General features: G+C 73.4%; 15 protein-coding genes and 1 tRNA gene. 9 read left to right on the top strand and 7 right to left on the bottom strand.

Annotation, left to right across the window (positions count from 1 at the left end; all coding sequences use genetic code 11):
• Nucleotides 1-170: 170 nt before the first annotated feature.
• Nucleotides 171-243, bottom strand: a tRNA-Arg gene (locus ACIPTO_RS12745).
• A 323-nt stretch (nucleotides 244-566) separates the two neighbouring features.
• Here ACIPTO_RS12745 and ACIPTO_RS12750 point away from each other — a divergent pair.
• The 8 genes from ACIPTO_RS12750 (at nucleotide 567) to ACIPTO_RS12785 (ending at nucleotide 10,324) form a co-directional block, all read left to right on the top strand.
• Complete coding sequence (locus tag ACIPTO_RS12750; protein ID WP_401191265.1) at nucleotides 567-2,174, top strand: dynamin family protein; 1,608 nt, start codon at nucleotides 567-569, stop codon at nucleotides 2,172-2,174.
• 3 nt (nucleotides 2,175-2,177) lie between these two features.
• Entirely contained in the window at nucleotides 2,178-4,280 is a 2,103-nt protein-coding gene (locus ACIPTO_RS12755; protein WP_401191267.1) for a GTPase, read from the top strand.
• 259 nt (nucleotides 4,281-4,539) lie between these two features.
• A complete protein-coding gene (locus ACIPTO_RS12760; RefSeq protein WP_401191269.1) occupies nucleotides 4,540-5,034 on the top strand; it encodes a single-stranded DNA-binding protein in 495 nt (164 codons plus the stop codon).
• Between the two features lie 271 nt (nucleotides 5,035-5,305).
• Nucleotides 5,306-6,721, top strand: a complete 1,416-nt coding sequence (locus tag ACIPTO_RS12765) for a Cys-Gln thioester bond-forming surface protein (protein ID WP_401191271.1) — start codon at nucleotides 5,306-5,308, stop codon at nucleotides 6,719-6,721.
• 77 nt (nucleotides 6,722-6,798) lie between these two features.
• On the top strand, nucleotides 6,799-7,422 hold the full coding sequence (locus tag ACIPTO_RS12770) for a hypothetical protein (RefSeq protein ID WP_401191273.1): 624 nt from the start codon (nucleotides 6,799-6,801) through the stop codon (nucleotides 7,420-7,422).
• Nucleotides 7,423-7,575: 153 nt separating this feature from the next.
• Nucleotides 7,576-9,240, top strand: a complete 1,665-nt coding sequence (ettA, locus tag ACIPTO_RS12775) for an energy-dependent translational throttle protein EttA (protein ID WP_366313394.1) — start codon at nucleotides 7,576-7,578, stop codon at nucleotides 9,238-9,240.
• 5 nt (nucleotides 9,241-9,245) lie between these two features.
• Nucleotides 9,246-9,659, top strand: coding sequence for a thioesterase family protein (locus ACIPTO_RS12780; protein ID WP_366313396.1), 414 nt, complete (start codon nucleotides 9,246-9,248; stop codon nucleotides 9,657-9,659).
• Nucleotides 9,656-10,324: a hypothetical protein gene (locus ACIPTO_RS12785; RefSeq protein WP_366313398.1), complete on the top strand. Its 669-nt coding sequence runs from the start codon at nucleotides 9,656-9,658 to the stop codon at nucleotides 10,322-10,324. The genes ACIPTO_RS12780 and ACIPTO_RS12785 overlap by 4 nt, the downstream gene beginning before the upstream one ends.
• A 6-nt stretch (nucleotides 10,325-10,330) precedes the next feature.
• On the opposite strand, the gene ACIPTO_RS12790 is transcribed toward ACIPTO_RS12785, so the two are convergent.
• The 4 genes from ACIPTO_RS12790 to ACIPTO_RS12805 form a co-directional block, all read right to left on the bottom strand.
• Nucleotides 10,331-11,287, bottom strand: a complete 957-nt coding sequence (locus ACIPTO_RS12790; protein WP_401191276.1) for an ABC transporter ATP-binding protein — start codon at nucleotides 11,285-11,287, stop codon at nucleotides 10,331-10,333.
• 52 nt (nucleotides 11,288-11,339) lie between these two features.
• Nucleotides 11,340-14,105 (bottom strand): FtsX-like permease family protein, encoded by a 2,766-nt coding sequence (locus tag ACIPTO_RS12795; protein ID WP_401191278.1) that lies wholly within the window; start codon nucleotides 14,103-14,105, stop codon nucleotides 11,340-11,342.
• A gap of 1 nt (nucleotide 14,106) precedes the next feature.
• The gene (locus tag ACIPTO_RS12800; RefSeq protein WP_401191280.1) at nucleotides 14,107-17,349 is read right to left on the bottom strand and encodes an FtsX-like permease family protein; all 3,243 of its coding nucleotides are present in this window, start codon (nucleotides 17,347-17,349) and stop codon (nucleotides 14,107-14,109) included.
• A gap of 146 nt (nucleotides 17,350-17,495) precedes the next feature.
• On the bottom strand, nucleotides 17,496-17,900 hold the full coding sequence (locus ACIPTO_RS12805) for a globin (RefSeq protein WP_366313406.1): 405 nt from the start codon (nucleotides 17,898-17,900) through the stop codon (nucleotides 17,496-17,498).
• 85 nt (nucleotides 17,901-17,985) lie between these two features.
• On the opposite strand from ACIPTO_RS12805, the gene ACIPTO_RS12810 reads away from it, so the two are divergent.
• Entirely contained in the window at nucleotides 17,986-18,957 is a 972-nt protein-coding gene (locus ACIPTO_RS12810) for a methyltransferase domain-containing protein (protein ID WP_401191282.1), read from the top strand.
• Between the two features lie 86 nt (nucleotides 18,958-19,043).
• On the opposite strand, the gene ACIPTO_RS12815 is transcribed toward ACIPTO_RS12810, so the two are convergent.
• Together ACIPTO_RS12815 and ACIPTO_RS12820 are read right to left on the bottom strand one after the other, a co-directional pair.
• Nucleotides 19,044-20,708 (bottom strand): FHA domain-containing protein, encoded by a 1,665-nt coding sequence (locus ACIPTO_RS12815; protein ID WP_401191284.1) that lies wholly within the window; start codon nucleotides 20,706-20,708, stop codon nucleotides 19,044-19,046.
• A 61-nt stretch (nucleotides 20,709-20,769) separates the two neighbouring features.
• Entirely contained in the window at nucleotides 20,770-22,116 is a 1,347-nt protein-coding gene (locus ACIPTO_RS12820; protein ID WP_366313412.1) for a VWA domain-containing protein, read from the bottom strand.
• Between the last annotated feature and the right edge of the window lie 93 nt (nucleotides 22,117-22,209).

Below are 22,209 nucleotides of genomic sequence, written 5' to 3' on the forward strand. Positions count from 1 at the left end.
AGGACGTATCGGAAACCGTGTCGAAACACGGGGGAGATCGGGCCGGCGCCGGGGAATCGGGCCCCGCCCGGCCGGAACCGCGTCTTCGGGCAGGGCGCTTGGCCTTGGGGTGCCGTGCGCGCGGGCATAAAAAAGCCCTCTGCCCGGTCCTGCTGGTCAGAAGGTGTGTGCGCCCCCGGCAGGACTCGAACCTGCGGCCAAGCGCTTAGAAGGCGCCTGCTCTATCCACTGAGCTACGGGGGCCGGATGTGGTGGCCTCGGTCGTGGTGTGCCCGGGTGTGGGCCGGTCCGTGACGTTGCCGGGGACAAGGATAGGGCTCCCGGGTCCTTGTCCCTGTTGCTTCACCTGCGTGGCTCGATGTGGAGGTTCAGTGAAGCGGTCCTGATAATCGCAGGCAGGTACGAATCGTGCATTGCTTTTGGTGCCCGGCGCCACGGGTGTTGTGCACTCGTTATGCCTGGACTGTGCCCATGCCCCAGTCATCCCTTCCGTCCGTTGTGTTCTGTCGGCGCGCAGACATGCTCATATGCTTCAGAATTCCCCCAAAATTGGGCATTCTTCACATGTGGTGACCTTGGACGTACGGCCTCAGCTGCTCGACGCACTCTCCGCCCTGCGCGACCGTGTCGCCGCCGCACGCTTCCCGCTGCCCCTGGCGGGGGCTCCACGCGCGCGTGCCAACCGCGACGAACTGCTCGCCCAGCTCGACGACTATCTGGTGCCCCGCCTGAAAGAACCCGAAGCGCCCCTGCTGGCCGTCGTCGGCGGCTCCACCGGCGCGGGGAAGTCGACCCTCGTCAACTCCCTTGTCGGGCGCCGGGTCAGCGAGGCCGGCGTGCTGCGGCCGACGACCCGCACCCCGGTGCTCGTCTGCCACCCGGAGGACCATCACTGGTTCAGCGGCATGCGGGTGCTGCCCGACCTCACCCGCGTGTGGGTGCCTCATCAGGACCCGGGGGACGAGTTGCTCCTCCCCGGGGAGGACGGTATGCGCGTGCTGCGGATCGAGACCGCAGACACCCTCCCGCGCGGAGTCGCCCTCCTGGACGCGCCCGACATCGACTCCCTGGTGGCCGACAACCGCGAACTGGCCGCCGAACTCATCTGCGCGGCCGACATCTGGGTCATGGTCACCACCGCCGCCCGCTACGCCGACGCCGTGCCCTGGCATCTGCTGCGCACGGCCAAGGAGCACAACGCGACCCTGGTCACCGTTCTCGACCGGGTGCCCCACCAGGTGGTCTCCGAGGTCTCGCGGCAGTACGGCGCCCTCCTCACCAAGGCCGGCCTCGGCGACGTACCGCGCTTCACCGTGCCCGAACTGCCCGAATCCGCCTGGGGTGGTGGGCTGCTTCCGGCCAGCGCCGTCGCCACCCTGCGCAGCTGGCTCGTGCAGCAGGCCCAGGACCCCGGCGCCCGCCACCAGTCCATGGCCCGCACCGCCTACGGCGTCCTCGACTCCCTCAAGTCCCGGATGCCCGAACTGGCCAGCGCCGCCGCCGCCCAGTACGCCGCCGCGCTCCGGCTCACGGCTGCCGTCGACGGGGCGTACGACAGCGAGCACGCGCGTGTGCGGGGCCGTCTGAAGGCCGGGGCCGTGCTCGCCGGTGACGCCCTCAAGCGCTGGCGCGCCTTCCCGCTCGACTGCTCGGCCGGTGAACTGCTCGACGCCCTCGCGGAGAGCCTCGCCGCCCTCCTGCTCTGCGCCGTCACGGCCGCCGACGAGCGCGTGGACGACGCCTGGCGGCGCGAACCCGCCGCGGCCGCCCCCGGACTCACCGACCGCGATCCCTCGCTGGAGAGCGCCGAACACCGCATCGGGATGGCCGTACGGCGGTGGCGGCGCGAGCTGGAGGAGTACGCCGAGGAGGAGATCGGCGACCTCGACCGGAGCGTCGCGCCCGACGCCGAGGTGGTCGCCGCCCTCGTCGCCACCGCGCTGCTGGGCGGCCGCAGGGCACGCTCCGCGGGCGAGGGACTCGCTGAACGGATCGGCGCCCACGGCGCGTTGCGGCTCCGCGACCGGGCCGGACGGCTGCTCAACGACCACCTGGACCGGGTCCTGCACACCGAGCGCGAACGGCGGCTCGCCCCGCTCGACGCCCTTGAGGTGCACCCCGAACCCCAGGCCGAACTCATCGCCGCGCTGTCCGTACTGCAGAAGGAGAGGTGACCGGTGACTGCCGTCACTGACCAGGACCACACGGACGAGATGGACCACGCCGAGCACGCCGAGCACGTCGACCACGCCGACGATGCGGAGCACACCGGGGACGCCGACGCCTCCCAGGACGAACACCGTGACCACCACCGCGACCATGGCGACCGCCGCGAGAACAGCTCTCCCGTGGAGGGCGATCCGGAGGGAACTCCCGGTAACCGTCCTCCCGTGGACGACACGGAGGAGGTGAGCGACCCGAAGGACACCGACGACCACGCGCGCGTGCCGTCCGATGCCGGGGCCTCCGGCCGTACCGGGACCTCCGGCCGTACGGAGACACCCGGCCGTACCGAGGCCAAGGCGTCCGCGGACCCGGTCGACCCCGAGGAAGCGGCCGGTGCCTGGGACGACGGGCTGATCGCCCGGCGCGTCAACGAGACCACCGCCGCGCAGCAGGCCGCCGCCCTGGAGATCCGGGCCTCCCGCGCGCAGGCGACCCACGCCTCGCATGTCCCGTACGTCCCGGCCCCGTTGGCGTACGACGGGCCGCTGAGGTCCCGTCTCGACGCCCTGCGGGAACTCGTGGGGCTCTCCCGCACCCGGCTCGACAGCGGCACCCTCTCCGAGGCCGGACGGGTCCTCGACGAGGCGGCCGCACGGCGCAGGCTCTCCGGGCAGCACACCGTGGTCGCCATCGCGGGCGCCACCGGCAGCGGCAAGTCGCAGCTCTTCAACTCGCTCGCCGGAGTGGCGATCTCGGAGACGGGCGTACGACGGCCCACCACCGCCGCGCCCATCGCGTGCAGCTGGAGCGACGGCGCGGCCACCCTCATCGACCGGCTCGGCATCCCGGGACGGCTGCGCCGACGCCCCCTGCAGAGCGCCGAGATGGAGGCCCAGCTGCGCGGGCTCGTCCTGGTGGACCTGCCCGACCACGACTCGGCGGCCGTCGCGCACCGCGAGCAGGTGGACCGGGTGCTGGCCCTCGTGGACGCGGTCATCTGGGTCGTCGACCCGGAGAAGTACGCCGACGCGATCCTCCATGAGCGCTATCTGCGGCCGATGGCGGGCCACGCGGAGGTCATGTTCGTCGTCCTCAACCAGATCGACCGCCTCCCCGGGGAAGCCGCCGACCAGGTCCTCGACGATCTGCGACGCCTCCTGGACGAGGACGGCATCGCCCTCGGGGAGTACGGCGAACCCGGCGCGACCGTGCTCTCCCTGTCCGCGCTCACCGGGGACGGCATCCCGGAACTGCGCGAGGTCCTGGGCCAGTTCGTGGCGGACCGCGGAGCCGCCGCACGGCGCATCTCGGCCGATGTCGACGCGGCCGCCTGGAGACTGCGGCCCGTCTACGCCACGGGGCGGCGCACCGGGCTCAGCGAGGAGGCGCGGGACGAGTTCGCCGCGCGGCTCGCGGACGCGGTGGGCGCGACCGCTGCGGGCGAGGCCGCCGAACGCGCCTGGCTGCGCAACGCCAACCGTGCCTGCGGCACCCCCTGGTTGCGTCTGTGGCGCTGGTACAACGACCGCCGCGAACCCACCACCGGCCGTATGCCGATCCGTGCTCAGGCCGACGAGGAGGCCACGGCACGCCAGCGCGTCGAACAGGCCGTCCGTACGGTCGCCGACCGGGCGTCCAGCGGGCTGCCGGCGCCGTGGGCACAGGCGGTGCGCGAGGCGGCCGTCCGCGGGTCGCAGGGGCTGCCCGAGGCGCTGGACGAGTTGGCGGCGCGGGCCGGGCTGCCGGTGGGGCGGCCGCCGCGTCCGGGGTGGTGGCCGGCCGCCGTCCTGGCGCAGGCGTCGATGACGATCCTCCAGGTCGTCGGCGGGCTGTGGCTGGTGGGCCAGATCGTCGGGTTCATGGCGCCGAACCTGGGCGTGCCGGTGCTGCTGATGGTGGCGGGCATCATCGGCGGCCCGCTCGTCGAGTGGAGCTGCCGCCTGGCGGCCCGCGGCCCCGCCCGGCGCTACGGCCTCGACGCGGAGCGCCGCCTGCGGGAGGCGGCCGCGGGCTGCGGCCGGGCGCGGGTGCTCGATCCGCTGGCCGCGGAGCTGCTGCGGTACCGGGAGGTGCGGGAGCAGTACGCCCGGGTCACGGGGGCGGGCGTCGGGTGACGCGGGGTGGGTGATCGGGCGACGCGCAGTGGGCGACGCGGAGTGGGCGTGCGGGCTGGGCCAACGGGGTGAGGGGTAGGGCGGGTTGACCCCGGACGTCGTTCCCTCGTGCGGGTGACACGGTTTTCCACAGGTGGGCGGTGGTGCACAGCGCTCAGCGGGTCCGGCTCGGCGGAGGCAGTCTGACTGCAGCCGTACGGGACGGGCCCGTACGCGTTTCCGTCCGGCCTCGCGGGGCCGGGTCAGGGAGGGACGAGCGATGAACGACACCACGATCTGCGCGGTCGGCAATGTGGCGACCCAGCCGATCTACCGGGATCTGGCGACGGGACCCTCGGCGCGGTTCCGGCTGGCGGTGACCACGCGGTACTTCGACCGTGAGAAGAGCGTGTGGACGGACGGACACACCAGCTTCTACACGGTGTGGGCCAACCGCCAACTGGCCACGAACGTGGCGGCGTCGCTGTCGGTCGGCGACCCCGTCGTCGTCCAGGGCCGGCTGAAGGTGCGGACGGACGTGCGCGAGGGCCAGCCGAACCGGTCCTCGGCGGACATCGACGCCCTGGCGATCGGCCATGACCTGGCGCGCGGCACCTCGGCCTTCCGCCGGGCCAACAGGCAGGAGGCGACGGCCTCTCCGCCCCGCCCCGAGCCCAACTGGGAGACGCCGGAAGAGGATTCGGCACCGGATTCCCCCGCACCGGGTCGGAAGCGGTCCGGCCAACCGCGCGCGGAGCCCGCCATGGTGACGTGATGTCAGTGAATGCCCGCTGATGGGTCAGACTGCGGCTTATCGATGAATGCGCTCCGAAAGACCCGGTGGATTTGTCGATAAGCCCTGCTCGCAGGCGATCTTGGGGATAACGATTCCGAGTCGGATCGGTTATCCGATGACCCGACCGGGGAGGGCGGTGCGCGCGCGTCCCTAGGATGCCGGGCATGGCTCGGGCACAGTTCCCGGCGCTCTGATGGTGCTGGTGGGACCGCACCCCTACGTCGACGGGTCCTGCTCGAAGGGGAATTCCGTGTCATCTGCGTTGTCTGTTTTCTCCGCGCTGTCCCTGCGCGGCCGGGGCGTCGCGCGTCTCGTCGCCGCGACCTGGGCGTGCGGGCTCGTCGCCGCCGGAGTGCTGGCCACCGCGGGCCCGGCCGTCGCCGACGAGACACCGCAGACCCAGGGCGGGGCGACGGCCACGATAGGCGGGCTGAAGACGTACGGCGCGGCCGTGATCCACGACGGAAGCGGCAGCGATGTGCAGGTCTCCGCGGGCCTGTTCGAGATGTCCGTGGACGGCGGCGGCACCCTCCAGACCTACTGCGTCGACCTCCGCAACCCCACCCAGCGGGACGCCAAGTACCACGAGACCGCGTGGAGCGGGACCTCGCTGGGCGCCAACAGGAGCGCGGGCAAGATCCGTTGGATCCTGGAGAACTCCTACCCGCAGGTGAACGACCTGGCGGCGCTCTCCGCGAAGGCCGGCACCAAGGGCCTGACCGAGAGCGACGCGGCGGCCGGCACCCAGGTGGCCATCTGGCGCTATTCGGACGGCGCCGACGTCGACGCGGTCGACCCGCAGGCCGAGAAGCTCGCGGACTACCTGGAGAAGAGCGCGCGGAGCGTGGCGGAGCCGCAGGCCTCGCTGACCCTCGAACCGCCCGCCGTCTCCGGCCACCCCGGCGAGCGACTCGGCCCGGTGACGGTGCACACGAACGCGAGCGGGGTGACGGTCGCGCCGCCCGCCGACGCCGCGACGACCGGGGTGCGGATTGTCGACAAGGACGGCAAGGCCGTCACCTCCGCGACGGACGGCAGCCAGGTCTTCTTCGACGTACCGGAGGACGCGGCGGACGGATCGGGCGAGCTGACCGTGCAGGCGTCCACGACCGTGCCGGTCGGCCGGGCCTTCACCTCCGAGAGCAGAAGCCAGACGCAGATCCTCGCCGGTTCCAGCGAGTCGACGGTCGGCGCGGTCGCGAGCGCGGACTGGGCGCAGACCGGTGCCATACCGGCGCTGTCGGCGCAGAAGAACTGCGCCAAGGGGGGCGTGGACGTCACCGCGGCCAACAAGGGCGACGAGACGTTCACCTTCGAGCTGCTGGGTGTCGAGCACGGCATCGACGCCGGGACCACCCAGACGGTGACGATTCCGCTCCAGGAGGACCAGGCGTACGACTTCACGATCACGGCGCCGAACGGCTACGACAAGCGGTTCACCGGGGTCCTCGACTGCCGGACCCAGAGCGACGCGGGCGGTGCCGTGACGCAGACGCTCAGCGAGCCGAGCCCGGCGACGGTCGGCGGCACCGCCGTCGACACCAACCTCGCCGAGACCGGCGGCTCCGGCATCACCCCGATGATCACGGTCCTCGCCCTCGGCCTGGTCGGCATCGGCGCCACGACCCTGGTCCTGCTGCGCGACCGCAGGCCGAACCAGGGCTGACGGCCCACACCCCCGGCTCCCGGAGCGCGTCGACACCGCAGTGCAACCGTCGGCGGGCCCGGGAGGTCGTACCCGCCATGACCGAACCACGCGCACACCCCGGCCTGGAGCTGTCGCCCGGTCCCGGTGCCCTCACCGCGGCGGGCCTGGGGAGCCTGGCGACGGCCGCCCTGGCGGGCTGGAGCGACCTCCTGATGGTCGTCGGGGGCCATGTGGTCCCCGGCTGGGGCGCGAGCGCGGTCGTCCTGGGCCTCGCGCTCGTCCTATGGTGGATCTTCCTCCGGGCGGCCCGCCGGGAGGCGGCGCTGCGGCTCGCGGGGACGCCGGCCGGGTGGGTGCGGCCGGTGAGCCATGTGCTGATCGTCGTGGCGGTGTCCGGCATCGCGTGGGGAGCGCTGGCCGATCTGACCTGGACCGCGCGCTACCACGTGCTGCGCCCCACCGGCCCCGGCGGCTGCACCGTCGTCGTACGGGAGTCCACGTTCCTCCAGGCCTCCGGCGGCCAGGCCTACGCGGTGGGCCGCAGTGGCCTGGCGCTCGGCGAGGCGGGGTCGTGGACGGTCGACGACGGGTACCGGCCCGTCGAGCGAGGCACCTACGAACTGACCTGGCGGCGGGACGGCGGCCGGCTGGACATCGAGGGCATGCGAACCGACCCGGTGATGAGTGGAGGAGGGGCCGACATCGACTGCTGGTGGTGAGGTGAACGCCCACGGTCACCCGGCCCGGCGCCGGGGGCTGCCGAAGCCCCAGCTCACAGCCCCCCGCCCATACGCGTTTCCCCCCAGGGGCAGCGGTCAGGCAAGATGGTTAGGTCTGCCCACTCCAGATTTCAAGCTGCCGGACGGTTTCTCTTGGCTGAGTACATCTACACCATGCGCAAGACGCGCAAGGCGCACGGCGACAAGGTCATCCTTGACGACGTGACGCTGAGCTTCCTGCCCGGCGCGAAGATCGGTGTGGTCGGGCCGAACGGTGCCGGTAAGTCCACCGTTCTCAAGATCATGGCGGGCCTCGAACAGCCCTCGAACGGCGACGCGTTCCTGACTCCCGGTTTCAGCGTCGGCATCCTCATGCAGGAGCCGGAGCTGGACGAGACGAAGACGGTCCTGGAGAACGTCCAGGACGGCGCCGCCGAGATCATGGGCAAGCTCAAGCGCTTCAACGAGGTCGCCGAGCTGATGGCGACCGACTACTCGGACGCCCTGATGGACGAGATGGGCAAGCTCCAGGAAGACCTGGACCATGCCGACGCCTGGGACCTCGACGGGCAGCTGGAGCAGGCCATGGACGCCCTGGGCTGCCCGCCCGGCGACTGGCCGGTCGTCAACCTCTCCGGCGGTGAGAAGCGCCGCGTCGCGCTCTGCAAGCTGCTGATCGAGGCCCCGGACCTGCTCCTCCTCGACGAGCCCACCAACCACCTCGACGCCGAGTCGGTGAACTGGCTGGAGCAGCACCTCACGAAGTACGCGGGCGCCGTCGTCGCCGTGACGCACGACCGGTACTTCCTGAACAACGTCGCCGAGTGGATCCTCGAACTGGACCGCGGCCGCGCGATCCCCTACGAGGGCAACTACTCCACGTACCTCGACAAGAAGGCCGCCCGCCTCAAGGTCGAGGGCCGCAAGGACGAGAAGCGCGCCAAGCGGCTCAAGGAAGAGCTGGAGTGGGTCCGGTCCAACGCCAAGGGCCGGCAGACCAAGTCCAAGGCCCGTCTCGCCCGTTACGAGGAGATGGCGGCCGAGGCCGACAAGATGCGGAAGCTGGACTTCGAGGAGATCCAGATCCCGCCGGGCCCGCGCCTCGGCTCCATCGTCGTCGAGGTCGCGAACCTCTCCAAGGCGTTCGGCGACAAGGTCCTCATCGACGACCTCAGCTTCACGCTCCCGCGCAACGGCATCGTCGGGGTCATCGGCCCGAACGGCGCCGGCAAGACCACGCTGTTCAAGATGATCCAGGGCCTTGAGACCCCGGACTCCGGCTCCATCAAGGTCGGCGACACCGTCAAGATCAGTTACGTCGACCAGAGCCGCGCCAACATCGATCCCAAGAAGACGCTGTGGGCCGTCGTCTCCGACGAGCTCGACTACATCAACGTCGGCCAGGTCGAGATGCCGTCGCGAGCCTATGTGTCCGCCTTCGGCTTCAAGGGCCCGGACCAGCAGAAGCCGGCCGGTGTCCTCTCCGGTGGTGAGCGCAACCGCCTGAACCTGGCGCTGACCCTCAAGGAGGGCGGCAACCTGCTGCTCCTCGACGAGCCCACCAACGACCTCGACGTGGAGACCCTGTCGTCGCTGGAGAACGCGCTGCTCGAGTTCCCCGGTGCGGCCGTGGTCATCTCCCACGACCGCTGGTTCCTGGACCGGGTCGCGACGCACATCCTCGCGTACGAGGGTGAGTCGAAGTGGTACTGGTTCGAGGGCAACTTCGAGTCGTACGAGAAGAACAAGGTCGAGCGGCTCGGCGCGGACGCGGCTCGTCCGCACCGTGCCACCTACAAGAAGCTGACCCGGGGCTGATCTTCTTGCGCCACATCTACCGCTGCCCGCTGCGCTGGGCGGACATGGACGCGTACGGCCACGTCAACAACGTGGTCTTCCTCCGGTACCTGGAGGAAGCCCGTATCGACTTCCTGTTCCGCCCGGAGAAGGACTTCCAGCAGGGTTCGGTGGTGTCGCGCCACGAGATCGACTACAAACGCCAGCTCGTCCACCGGCACACCCCCGTGGACATCGAGCTGTGGATCACCGAGATCAGGGCGGCGTCCTTCACCATCACCTACGAGGTGAAGGACGGCGACCAGATCTACGTCCGGGCCTCCACGGTCGTCGTGCCCTTCGACTTCGAGGCACAGCGACCGCGCCGGATCACCGCCGAGGAACGCGAGTTCCTGGAGGAGTACCGGGACGACGACGAGGAGGAGGCCGTCGCAGCATGACGGTTCTCCACCTCGCCGACGAAGGGGAGGCGGCGGATCTCGCGGCCTTCCTCTCCCGGCTGATCCACTACGACCGCGCCGCCGCCGTCCGCCTCCAGGCGGCCGGCACGGCCCTCGCGGTCTTCGGCCGCCCGCCGTCCTTCGAGGTCCTCGCCATCCGCGCGGTGCGCCTGGCCAAGCCCTACGAGGACGGCCTCGACGTCACGCTCGACGTGACCGTCTCCGCCGGTGAACTCCTGGAATCCCTCGACGAGTCGGCGGCCACGGCCGGGGTGCCGGCCGCGGTGACCGGCCCGCCGTGGGCCGGGGTACTGCCCCCGCGCGGCGGCTGGACCCCCGAGTCCGGGCTGCCGGGCCCGCAGGCACTGCGCGGGATGATCGCGGCCGGAGTCGCCGAATTCCGGTCCCGTACGCAGGAGTTGGACCCGCAGGGCCGCACCCGCACCGAACTCGACCGGATCGGCCGGGAGATCTGGTCCCGCACGGTCGGCGAGACCTCCCTCCCGGTGCGCGCCGTGCACGCGGCGCAGTCGCTCGGATTCCTGCGCCCCGGCGGGGAGTCGGGCCTGTTCTCGTCGGGCGCGTGGCTGCGCCTGCGCACCCCCTACGGCTCGATCGCCGTCCGCAGGGCGGGAGTCGGCGCCCTGGGCGTCAGCGTGCGCTGAGCCGGGTCACCCCTGCCCGCTGTCGTCCGGCCAGACGCCGATGTGGTCCGGCTCCAGTTCCAGGGCCACCCGGTCCCGCATGTGCAGCGTCTCCGTGTACTCGGCGGGGAGCTGAAGCCGCCCCGCCCGGTCCAGCATCGCGTACTCCCGCGCCACGACCGTCTCGTGGCCCGTCGTCGCGTCGACCTCGCTGCGCCGCAGGACCTCGGTGGAGGTGCGGCCGTCGCGGATGGCGACCGTGCGGCGGACCTCGCTCGCCACCGCCTGGTCGTGGGTGACGATGACGATGGTGGTGCCGAGCCGTTCGTTGGCGGTGCGGAACGCGGCGAAGACCTGTTCGGCGGTGTGGGAGTCGAGTTCGCCGGTGGGTTCGTCGGCGAGCAGGACGGCCGGGGCGTTGGCGAGGGCCACCCCGATCGCCACCCGCTGCTGCTGTCCGCCCGACAGCTCGCGCGGACGCCGGTCGCGGCAGTCGGCGATCTCCAGCAACTCCAGCAGTTCCAGGGCGCGTTCGGCCTTCGCCCGGCGCCCGGAACGACGGCCGGACAACTGCATGGGCAGGGCGATGTTCTGAGCCGCCGTCAGATAGGGCAGCAGATTGCGGGAGGTCTGCTGCCAGACGAACCCGACGACCTCACGGCGGTAGGCGAGCCGGTCCTTCGCGGCCATCGCCAGCAGGTCCCGCCCGGCGACCCGGGCCGCGCCGGCGGTGGGCGTGTCCAGCCCGGCCAGGATGTTCATCAGCGTCGACTTGCCGCTGCCCGAGGCTCCCACCAGAGCCATCAACTCGCCCTCCCTGACGAGGAGATCGAGCCCCTGGAGCGCCTGCACCTCGACCCCGTCGGCGGTGAAGATCCGGACCAGCCGGTCGCAGGTGATGAGCGCGTCATGCCCGTAGGCGGGCCGCTCCCTGCGCTCGGCGGCGCGGTCGGCCAGGTCGGCGAGGGTGGGGTTCGTGGTCATCGACGCTCTCCTCGGTCACAACTGCCCTCGACGTACACCGTGCCGCTACGAGTCATCGCGCGTCCCCCGCTCTCAGCTCCCGTACGGACCCCCGCCGTCCGGACCACCACGCCTGCACCCCGGCGACCCCCACCGCCACCACCAGCACCCCGAGCGCGGGGACGGTCAGCGACACCGGGTCGGTCCTCAGGTGGGCCTCCCCGAGCGGGCTCTGCGCCGACGCCAGGGCCACCGAGGTCAGGTCGACGCCCGGCGCGAGCAGCCGGATCGTCGCCCAGCCGGTGAGCGCGCCGCCCGCCGCCGCCAGCAGCGCCTGCGGCAGCGACTCCAGGATGAGCAGGCGGCGGCCCTGGGCCCGGGTGAGCCCCATCGTGCGCAGGCGGGCCAGGAGCGCGGCGCGTTCCGGCGCGGCCCGCAGCAGGGACAGCAGGAGGGCGAGGACGGCGTAACCGGCGCCCGCCGCCACCGCCGCCGTGTAGACGCGCCCGGCGCCGGACTGGAGGGGCGAGTCGACGTACCGGGCGCGCTGCTCGGCGCGGACCGTGACACCGGCCGCGCTCCCGGCCGCCGAGCGCAGCGCGGCCCCGCTCACCCGGGCGCCGGTCACCAGCAGCGAGGTCGGCCGGGCCGCCGTACCGGGCAGTCCGGTGCGGTCGACGACGAGGAAGTCGGCGCCGGACAGGGCCGGGGTGGCGTCCCGGACGAGCACGATCCGTACGGTGACCGCGCTGGTGTCCGGCAGCCGGACGAGGAAGGGGCGGGTGCCGTACGCGCTCGCGACGGAGGGTGAGGCGAGCGCCGGGAGGACGGCATCCGAGCGCGCGGGACGTCTCAACTGGCCCTGGGGGAAGGCGCCCAGGCCGGTGCGGCTCGCCAACTCGCCGTAGGCGGCGGGGTCCGCGCCCACCAGCGGGACCGCCTCCAGGCCGTCCAGGGGCTTCGCGTCGTCGGTGATGCTCACCTCGGCGAGACCGCGCACGCCCGGCAACCGCCGTATCCGGTCGGGCAGTCGGGACGGCAGGGGTGCGGTCGCGTCCAGGCGGGCGTCCGCGCCGACGGAGAGCAGGGCCGCGTGGTCGCGGGCGTCGCTCACCCCGGCGAGGACCGAGCCGCCGAACGCGGCCGTGGTGAGCGCGGTGAGCAGGGCCAGCAGCGGCAGGACCGCGGAGGCGGACGTACGGCCCGCGCGGGCCAGCGACAGATGGGCCACCACGCCCCGCAGCCGGCCGGCCGGGCGGGTCAGCCCGCGGAGCAGGAACGGGTACCCGCGCACCAGCACCAGCGCCGCGATCACGCCCATCAACACCGGTGCCAGCGACACCAGTTGGTTGCCCGCCGCGCCGGACGTGCCGCTTCTGCGCAGGGCCTCCACCGCGCCGGCCGCCGGCACCAGCAGGGTGAGTTCGGCGACCGTGCGGCGCCGGGACGGGCGCAGGGTGGTCACGTCCTCGCGCGGGCCGTGGACGCGTACGGTCCGATGGGTGAGCGCGGCGCGCACCGGGAGCGCGGCGGACGCGACGAGGGTGACCGCGAGGGCCGCCCAGAGGGCGTGGCCGGCGCGCCCGGCCGGGACGGCCAGCAGCGCCACCGTCAGGCCGACCGCCCCCGCCGGTACGGCGATCACCGCGGTCTCGGCGAACAGCCGGGCGGTGAGGCCGCGCAGGGAGGCGCCCCGGGCGCGCAGCAGGGCGAGTTCGGTGCGGCGGCGGTCCGCGGCGAGGGCGCCCGTCATGAGCAGCACCACGACGGCGACCGTGCCGGTGCCGAAGGCCGCGACGGCCGTCAACGGCCGCACTCCGGAGCGGAGTTGACCGAAGCTGGTGAACACGTCGTCGAGGCCGGTGCTCACGTCGGTGTCGGGAGTCGTGTAGGTGCGGGCCAGTTGGAGGCCGGGCCCCGATTCGAGCGCGGCGACCGCGGTCCTCAGACGGTCCAGGTCGTGGGCGTGCAGGGCGGCCGGGTCCGGGGCCAACTGCCAGTACGGCACCGGCGCCGCGGTCGTGCCCAGGAGGGCCGGGGCCGCGTCCGGGGCCAGCAGCAGCGCGCCGAGCCAGTACTTCGGGCGGTCCGGTGTCGGCAGGGCCACCAGGGTCGGGGTGCGCAGCAGGGGCTGGGTCGACCAGTAGGCGCCGCCGGGGTCGCGCGGGGTGAGGATGCCGGTGACGCGCACGGCGAGCGGGGCGCGCTCCTCGCCGGGCACGTGGATCACCGCACCCACCGTGATGTGCAGGGCGTCGGCGGTCGCCGCGGTGACGGCGGCCTCCACCTCCGGCGTCCGCGCGGTGACCTGACCGGAGGCGCGGGGCAACCGGCCCTGCCGTACGGTCGCGTGTCCCGCGAGGTCGCTCTGGGTGGCCGGATGGACGTGCGCGGGCAGGCCGTTCGGCCGCGGTATCCATGCGTCCGGCACGGCCGGGTCGTCCGTCGGGCGCACACCGTACGCGGACTGGGCCGGGTCGACGACCAGGGGGCGGCCGGCCACGGTGCGGACGCGGTCGTAGCGCGAGCGCAGCGTGCCGGGGCGCAGGTCCGCCTCCCGCTGGTCCTCCGGGAGCGTCAAGTCGGCCTGTTGGCCGAAGAGTTGGAAGGAGGTCTTGCCCGGTCCCGCCTGCCGCGCGGCCTCCCGCAGCCCGGCGTCCTCGTACCGGTCGAGCACGCGCGGGAACGCGGCGGCCAGACACGCGGTCACCGCGACCAGTAGCGCCAGCGCCCATGCCGTACCCGGGGCGGAGCGCAGGCGGGTGCGGAGCCAGGGGGCGGTCACCGGAACGCCGGAACCCCCGGTCCCCGGCACGCCCCCGGCGCTCGCGTCCGCCATCTCACTCACCCCCCTGCTCGCGGAGCGAGGTCGCCGGATCGGCCCGCCGCAGCGCCAGCGCCGCCGTCACGATCAGCGGTGTCACCGACACCGCCACCAGCAGCAACGCCACCCGGGAGAGCGGCAGTTCGACCAGAACACGCGGTACCGGACGGGTCGCCTGGGCCGTGAGGACGATCAGGGGGATCACCGCGCGGGTCAGCACGGCGCCGAGGGCCGTGCCCACCACGAGGGCCAGCGCGACCAGGACGCCCTGCTCGGCGGCGATCGTCCGGGCCAGCTGGCGGCGCGGGGCGCCCAGCGCCCGCAGGACGGCGAACTCGGCGCCGCGCTCCCGCAGCGACCCCGCCGCGCTCACCGCGAAGCCGACCGCCGCGAGCGCCGCCGCCACCAGCGCCGCCGCGGCGAACGCCGCCTCGGGCCCGGCGCCGAACGGGTCGTCGCGCAGCTCCTGGGCGATCTCCTCGCGCACCACGACCTCCGTGGGATCGACATCGGGCAGCGCCCGCACCGCCGCGGCCACCGCCGCCGCGTCACCCGGCGCCGTCCGCAGCCACCACTCGGTGGGCGTCACCCCGGAGACGTAGCGGGCCGCCAACACCCGGTTCACGGACCGGAGATCGACCAGCAGCGCACCCCCGTCCTGCGCGCCCGACGCACCCGCGTCGCCGGTCGTGGGCAGTCCGCGCACCGCCGCCACGATCCGCACCGGCAGGTTCTCCCCGCCGAGGGTCACCTGCACCCGCTGCCCGGTGTGCGCGCCCGCCGAGGTCAGGTAGCGGTCGGTGGCGACGGCCGTGATCGCGGGCGGCGCGGGCTGCACGGCCTGGAGGCGCACCGTGACGTCGGAGACCGTCCAGATGTCCTTGCCCGGGATGTATCCCGTGCCGTAGTCGACGGTCAGGGGCTTCGTCGAAGTCACCTTCGGGGTGGGCGGGTTGGAACGCGAGCCGTACGACTCACTGGCCGCCGCCCGCCCCTTCCAGGCGGTGGGCAGCGGCAGCGCCCGGACCGTTCCCCGGGCGTCCGTGGCGCTCAGCCCGCCGACCGTGAGCCGGTGTCGGGAGGAGCGTTCGCCCGGCTGGGGCAGGTCGAGCTGGAGTCCGGTGAGGGTCAGCGGTCCCGGTGACGCGGAGACGTCCGCCGTCAGGTCGTACTGCCGCCCGTCGGTGGGGAGTTGGCCGAGTGGCTGCTGGTACGGGGTGCCGTAGCGGTCCTCGACCGTGGCGGTGACGTCGGCCGCGGTCCGCGGGCCCGTGCCGCTGATGGCCGCCCGCAGCGTCACGGTCCTGGTTCCCGCCGGGATCTCACCGCCCACCGTGCGTCCCGCCGGTCCCAGGCCGGCCAGCAGCGCATCGGCGGAGTGTCCCGGCACCAGGTCCCCGCGGATCAGGACCGCGTCCGACGCGTGGGCCGTGTCCAGGGCCAGGACGGTCGCCGTGCGGTCGCCGGAGAGGGACTGGGAGGTGCGGACGGCGGGGGCGGCCTCCCGTACGCCGGGCAGACCGGCGTAGGCCTCCGTGCGGCCCAACCCGCCCCCGCCGGCGGCCAGTACGCGCACCGGCACCCCGGCCCGGAAGTCGGCCTGGTCGCTCTGCGAGCGGTTCCACGAGGCGCTCTGCCCGATGGCGAGCATGCCCAGCGCCAGGGCGAGCACCAGCAGCAGCACCGGTCCGGCGCCGCGCATCGGACGGCGGCTGAACTGCCAGCCCGCCAGCGCCGCCGGCAGCCCCCGGCCGGCGGCGGCCCGGCGCTCGGCCAGCCGCGCCACCGGCGGCAGCAGCCGCAGCGTCAGGACCGTGCCCGCGAGAAGGGCGAGGGCCGGGGCCGCGACCAGCAGGGGGTCCACGCCCAGGGTCCCGGAGGTGTCGGTGCTGACGGCGCCCGAGGTCTGCCGGTTCAGCTGCCAGTAGGCGACCCCGGCCACCACCAGCAGGCCGAGGTCCGCGCCCGCGCGCAGCGGAGCGGGCACCGCGCGGGCCCGGCCGCCCTCGAAGGACGAGGTGAGGGCGGGCAGCATCACCGCGAGCGCGCAGCCCAGAGCCACGGCCGCCGCGACCGGCCAGACCTCCGCCCGGCCGCCCGCCGGAGTGTCCAGGTGCAGCCCGATGCGGGCCAACGCGCCGTGTCCGGCGAGGAGTTGGGTGAGCGGTCCGGCGAGCAGCGGGGCGAGGGCCGTGGCCGGCAGGGCGAGCAGCAGCGCTTCCGCCGCCGACAGCGCCGCGAGCCGCGCCCGCGAACCCCCGCGGGCCCGCAACAACCGGCTCTCGCCCGCCCGTTCGGTGCTCAGCAGCCGGGCCACCAGCAGCAGCGCGTAGCCCGCGAGCAGCGCGAGCTGGAGCGCGACGATCAGCAGGGTGGAGCGGGAGACGAGCAGCGAGCGGTCCAGCCGGTCGAGCACCTCCGGCAGCGAGGTCGTCGCGGCCGTGACTCCCTTGAGCGCACGCCCTGTCCGCAGCGCGGTACTGCCCGCCCCGGCGCTCTCCCGCAGGGCGCCGATCCGCCCGGTCGTCAGCGTGGAGAAGTCGGCCGACGCGAGCCACGCGGACGGCCCGGCGGTCAGCCGCCCGCCGGTGAGGGCCGAGGGGTCGGCGAGCAGCGGGCCGTAGGTCGTGAAACCGGCCGTGCTGAGGCCGCGCCCGCGCAGATCGTCGAGGAGCCAGTAGGCGCCGCTCGCGTCGGCGGGCCGGTAGACGCCGGTGACGAGGATGTGCGCCGCGGGCCCGCCGAGCCGGTCGGCGAGGGCGAGGCGGCTCCCCGGTCTCACCCCGAGCCCCTCGGCGGCCGTACGGGGCAGCGCGACCTCGACGTCCCCGGAGGCGGCGGCGCGCGGGAAGCGGCCCGAGACCAGCCGCACCTGCGTCCGGTCCAGCGCCCCGAAGAACGTGAGATCCGGGTCCCCGGACCGCGCGGCGGGCGGCTGCAGCGAGCGCGGCAGGGCGTAGGGGCCCGAGAGCACCAACGTCCGGACGGTGACCGGCAGTTGGTCGAAGGTACGCTCGGCGGCCTGCCGTACGGCGCGGTCGGCGGCGGTGCGCCCGGCGGCCGGGACGTCGGCCTTGACGACCAGCGAGGTGTCGGGGGCGTCGCGGGGATCGTTCAGGGAGTTCTGGAGCGCCGCGTCGCCGATCGCGCCCGAGTACGCGGTGAGCGTCGTCAGGACCGCGGTCGTCAGCAGGACGGTGAGCAGCGCGGCGGCGAGCAGCAGCCGGTGCGCCCGCGCGCGTACCAGGACGAACCCCACCCGGCCCCCCGCCGTAGTCCGGAACTCTTCCGGCGATGCTGTCAGAGGGGACCGGCCGCGAGTAACCGGTTGTGGGCACTGCTTGATCGGATCGTGACCGGATTCCGACGTCGGACGACCGGAATCCGACGTTCAGTGAACGGTGGTCAGCCCGGTGTGTTCACCATCGAGGCGGCGGCGTACGTCAGGTAGTTCCACAGCGTGTGCTCGTGCTCCTCGGACAGGCCGAGTTCGTCGACGGCGACGCGCATGTGCGCCAGCCAGGCGTCGTGCGCGGCCCGGTCCACCTGGAAGGGGGCGTGGCGCATGCGCAGCCGCGGATGGCCGCGGTTGTCGCTGTACGTCGTCGGGCCGCCCCAGTACTGCATCAGGAACAGGGCGAACCGCTCCTCGGCGGGGCCCAGGTCCTCCTCCGGGTACATGGGCCGCAGCAGCGGGTCCCCGGCGACGCCCTCGTAGAAACGGTGGACCAGCCGGCGGAAGGTCTTCTCCCCGCCGACCTGCTCGTAGAAGGTCTGCTCCTGAAGCGTGCCGCGCCGAATCTCTTTCACGCTCCCATGGTCTCAGACCCGGCGGCCGACGACTTGAGGCCTAGGACCACTCGCCCCGCGGCCCGTACGGCAGGACAGTGGACGTATGGGCGCGCACGCTCTCGACAAGGACCTCGACGCCGTCGCCGACTCCGCGCGGGCGGAACTGGTGCGGGAGATCGGACGGAGCGGCGCGTTCGACACGGACCCCCGGTGGCGGGCGGTGTTCGCGGCGGTGCCCCGGCACCTGTTCGTGCCGTACTACTACGCCGGTTCCGCGGACGGCCGCGGACAGGACCGGCTGTGGCGCGACAGCCCCGACCCGCACATCCGCGAACGCTGGCTGCGCGGGGTCTACGCCGACGGCCCGCTCGCCACCCGGCTCCGCGACGGCGAGCTGCTGTCCTCCAGCAGCCAGCCCTCACTGATGGCACGGATGCTGGCCGAACTCCGGGTCACGGACGGCGACCGCGTCCTGGAGATCGGCGCGGGCACCGGCTACAACGCGGCCCTGCTCGCCCACCGGCTCGGTGACGACCACGTCACCACCGTCGACCTGGAACCCGAGATCACCGACTCCGCCCGCGCCCACCTCGCCGACGCCGGCCACCACCCCGCCGTCGTCACCGGCGACGGCACCCGCGGAGTCCCCGAACACGCCCCCTACGACCGTGTCATCGCCACCTGCGCGCTGCCCACGATCCCCCTGGCCTGGCTTGCCCAGTGCACCCCGGGCGCCCGCATCCTCGCTCCTCTGGCCACCGGTCTGATCACCCTCACCGTCCACGACGGGACCCACGCGGAGGGCCCCTTCCTGGACACGGCGGCCTACTTCGTCCCCCTGCGCGGCACCGGACCGACACCACAGGGCGAGATCCCCCACCACCCCGGCGACGACGAACGCCTCCGCTTCCTGCTGACCCTCACCCACGGCGTCCTCGACCCGGGGGAGGCCCGGGACCTGTGGGAGCGCGAGGGCAGACCCGGCCGGGAGCGCTACGGCGTGACGGTCACCGGCGAAGGGGCGTGGGCATGGCTGGACGATCCGGAGACCCCCCACACCTGGCCGCTCCCTTAGGCGCACGGCCCCGCAAGGGGCGTGGGGAACTGCGCGCCCAGCGCGAACGGCTCAGCAGTCGACGAACAACGCGGCGGACCCGTGTCTCAACCCCGCCGCACGGTGATCGTCGTCCACGCTCCCACGTGCACCCGGTCCCCGTCCTGCAACGGCACCGGCACGAAGGGCTGGATCGGCTCCTCGCCCCCGTTGACCGTCGTCCCGTTGGTCGAGTTCTGGTCGACGACGGCCCAACTGCCGTCCGGCTGCTGCACCAGCACCGCGTGCTGATGCGAGACCCCCGGGTCCTCCGGCGGCACCGACAGATCGATGTCGGGGGATTCCCCGGTGGAGTGGCGCCGACGCCCGATGGTGATCTGGTTCCCGGTCAACTGCCGCTGCTGCTCAGGGGAGTACGCGGGCAGATTGAGCCCCGCGGCCTCCGGCCCCGAACGCTGCATCATCGCCATGAAGTACTCGCGGTCGGGCCCGATCGTCGCCAGCCAGGTGGTCGGCTGCTGCTGGTACGCGGGCCGTCCGGGCGGCGCCTGGGTGGAACCGGGCTGCGGATAGCCGTAGCCACCACCCTGACCGGGACCGCCGGGTCCGCCGGGTCCGCCTTGGCCGCCGGGACCACCCGGGGATCCGGGAGTCGGCGGGGAGATCACCCAGTCGTCGTCACCGCCGCCGAAGGGCGAGCCGCCCTGCTGCGGACGGTTCGTCTCCTGCGGGAACCCGGGCGGGGCCGGCGGCGCGGACTGCTGGAACGCCTGCGGGGCGCCGCTCGTCCGGCCGGGGCCCGAGGGCGGGGTCGGGCCAGGAGGCGGCGGGACCTGCCGGGAGGGGTCGGGGCCGCCGAAGTTCGGGGGGCCCTGCGGGTTCGAGGGCTCGTTGCCGAACGGTCCGGGCGGGCCCTGCCGCTCACCGCCGAAGGCGCCGGGCCGGCCGCCGCCGAACTCGTTCTGTCCGGGGCGCTCGTTGCCGAACGGGCCACCGCCGCCGGGGGACTGCTCGTTGCCGAAGGCTCCGGGCCGGCCGGACGCCTCGTTGCCGAAGGGCGGTCGCGGGGGACCGGACGCCTCGTTGTTGCCGAACGGGGGCCGCGGGGGACCGGACGGGTCGTTGGCGCCGAAGGCGTTGCCGCCCTGGCGCTCGCCGCCGAAGCCCTGCGCACCGGGGCCGCCCGGGTTGCGCGGGCCGCCGGGCCCGCCCTGCCGGTCGTTGCCGTAGCCCTGCGGGCCGGGGCCACCGGGGCCACCGGGGCCGCCCTGCCGGTCGTTGCCGTAGCCCTGCGCACCGGGATTTCCGGGACGCCCCGAGGGTTCGCCGCCGAACGGGGGTATGGGCTCGGCGGGCCGGTTCATCCGTGACGGCCGCGATCCCTGGTACTCGTAGGAGTCACCGCCGTACGTCGGACCGGGACCGGCACCAGGGCCCGCGCCGGGACCGGGCGGCTGCTGGAAGCGGGCCGCCGGGCTCGGGCCGGGGGAGGTGGGGCGCGGCGCGGCCGGGGTGTACGACGTCGCCGTGTTCGTGAGGAAGTTCCACCGGCACTCCTCGCAGAACGGCGCACCGCCCTCACGGGGCGTACGGCACTGCGGGCACAGCTCCGCCTCGGCGGCCGGGGTGCGGCCGGGCGCGGGCGGTGGGAAGCCGTAGCCGCCGCCGGGGGGCGGGGGAGGGGGCGGGGGTACGGCACCGGCCATGCGGTGACCGCAGACCTCGCACCAGTCGTCGGAACCCGACTGGTGTCCGTTCGGGCAGGTCGGCATGTCGGCGCGTCCCCCTTTCGCACAGGGTCGTTCTCGGTCTCACGGAGTCGTGCTTGCTAGGTCACTTCTTTACACGAACAGTCTTTGTGGACCGGGTCTCGAGAGTCATCTCGTCGGCCTCCGCGACCTTCGCCTTCAGTCGCACAGTACCCGCCGCGGCATCGACCACGTCCACCACCTTCGCAAGCAGTTTCGCAGTATCCGCGTTTCCGGAGACGCTGGCGAGCTGAACGGCCCGTCCCAGTTTGGCCGTTGCTCCGTCGACATCTCCCGATTTGCGGAGATCGAGCCCTTGTTGGATGACTTGTGCCAGTTCGGCCTGGCCGGTGTAGTGCGCGACCTGGGGGTTGATGGACGTGGAGGCCACCATGTCGTCGGTCCACACGGCCTTCACCAGCCCCTGGGCGCCCAAGTTGTGGAAACTTCCGTCGGGTTGCGGGACGACCAGCGAGACCCGGGCGGCCAGCATCTCCTGGCCGATCCCGGCCTCCGGGACCTCGACGCACACGTGGTAGTCACGTGACTCGTCTCCCCAGGACCCGGTGGGATAGTCCCCGGCACGGGGGCCCGCCTCGGTGCGCCGGTCGGTCAACTCCTCGACTCTGGGCGCTACTTGCTTGACGAACTTGATGGTCGTGCCCACCGGCGTCCACAGCCGCAGCGCGACGTCCGCGACCTCCTTGCCCATCGCCGTCTCCATCATCCTGGTGAAGTCGTCGGCGAGGTGCGCCGGGTCGGCGACGATGTCGGCGGTGCCGAGCAGCGCCGAGGCGATCCCTGTGACTTCTTTCACTTCCCAGTCGGTGCCGACGCCCCGTGCGTCACAGGTGAACCGTCCGGCGCAGGAGTCGAGCGCGGCCTTCAGGTCCTCCGGCGCCTCGTGCTCGTTGCGGCCGTCGGTCAGCAGGATGCCGTGGCGTATGGAGACGTCCGCCGAGGACAGCAGCCGGTCGGCGAGACGCAGCCAGGTGCCGATCGCCGTACCGCCGCCCGCGCTCAGCTTGCGCAGCGCCTGCTTGGCCTGGTCGCGGGTGCGGGCGTCCGCGACCGCGAGCCGGCCGCCGCCCGGGTAGACCTCCTTGGCGACATGCGTGCCGCCGACCACCGCGAAGTGCACCCCGTCCCGCAGGGTGTCGATCGCGGCGGCCGTGGCGTCGCGGGCGTTGCGCATCTTGGTCGGCGGGTAGTCCATCGACCCCGAACAGTCGACCATGATCGCCACGGCCGCGTCCGGGCCCTGTCCCGCCGAGTACAGATGGGGCGCCGCGACCGGGCTCCCGATGGTGCCGCCGCCGGTCGAGGTGACCGTGACGATCGCGTTGACCTCGCGCCCGCCCTCCGGCAGGTACTCGTTCTGGTACACGTCGACCGAGAACTGTGGCACGTTCGACTTCGAGAAATTGGCCATGCCTGCTCTGTTCCCCCTCAAGTGCCCCACCTGACCGGGGCGATGACTATGTGCGGACCGGTCCCCTCCGGTCCGCGCCCATCCCTGTTTGTA

The sequence above is a fragment of the Streptomyces sp. NPDC090083 genome, from assembly GCF_044747445.1.
GTDB lineage: Bacteria > Actinomycetota > Actinomycetes > Streptomycetales > Streptomycetaceae > Streptomyces.

Bases quoted from the DNA above. Each gene is read 5' to 3' on its own strand.
- ACIPTO_RS12760 (WP_401191269.1), top strand. From the start codon at position 4,540: ATGAACGACACCACGATCTGCGCGGTCGGCAATGTGGCGACCCAGCCG.
- ACIPTO_RS12770 (WP_401191273.1), top strand. From the start codon at position 6,799: ATGACCGAACCACGCGCACACCCCGGCCTGGAGCTGTCGCCCGGTCCC.
- ACIPTO_RS12785 (WP_366313398.1), top strand. From the start codon at position 9,656: ATGACGGTTCTCCACCTCGCCGACGAAGGGGAGGCGGCGGATCTCGCG.
- ACIPTO_RS12790 (WP_401191276.1), bottom strand. From the start codon at position 11,287: ATGACCACGAACCCCACCCTCGCCGACCTGGCCGACCGCGCCGCCGAG.
- ACIPTO_RS12795 (WP_401191278.1), bottom strand. From the start codon at position 14,105: ATGGCGGACGCGAGCGCCGGGGGCGTGCCGGGGACCGGGGGTTCCGGC.
- ACIPTO_RS12810 (WP_401191282.1), top strand. From the start codon at position 17,986: ATGGGCGCGCACGCTCTCGACAAGGACCTCGACGCCGTCGCCGACTCC.
- ACIPTO_RS12815 (WP_401191284.1), bottom strand. From the start codon at position 20,708: ATGCCGACCTGCCCGAACGGACACCAGTCGGGTTCCGACGACTGGTGC.
- ACIPTO_RS12820 (WP_366313412.1), bottom strand. From the start codon at position 22,116: ATGGCCAATTTCTCGAAGTCGAACGTGCCACAGTTCTCGGTCGACGTG.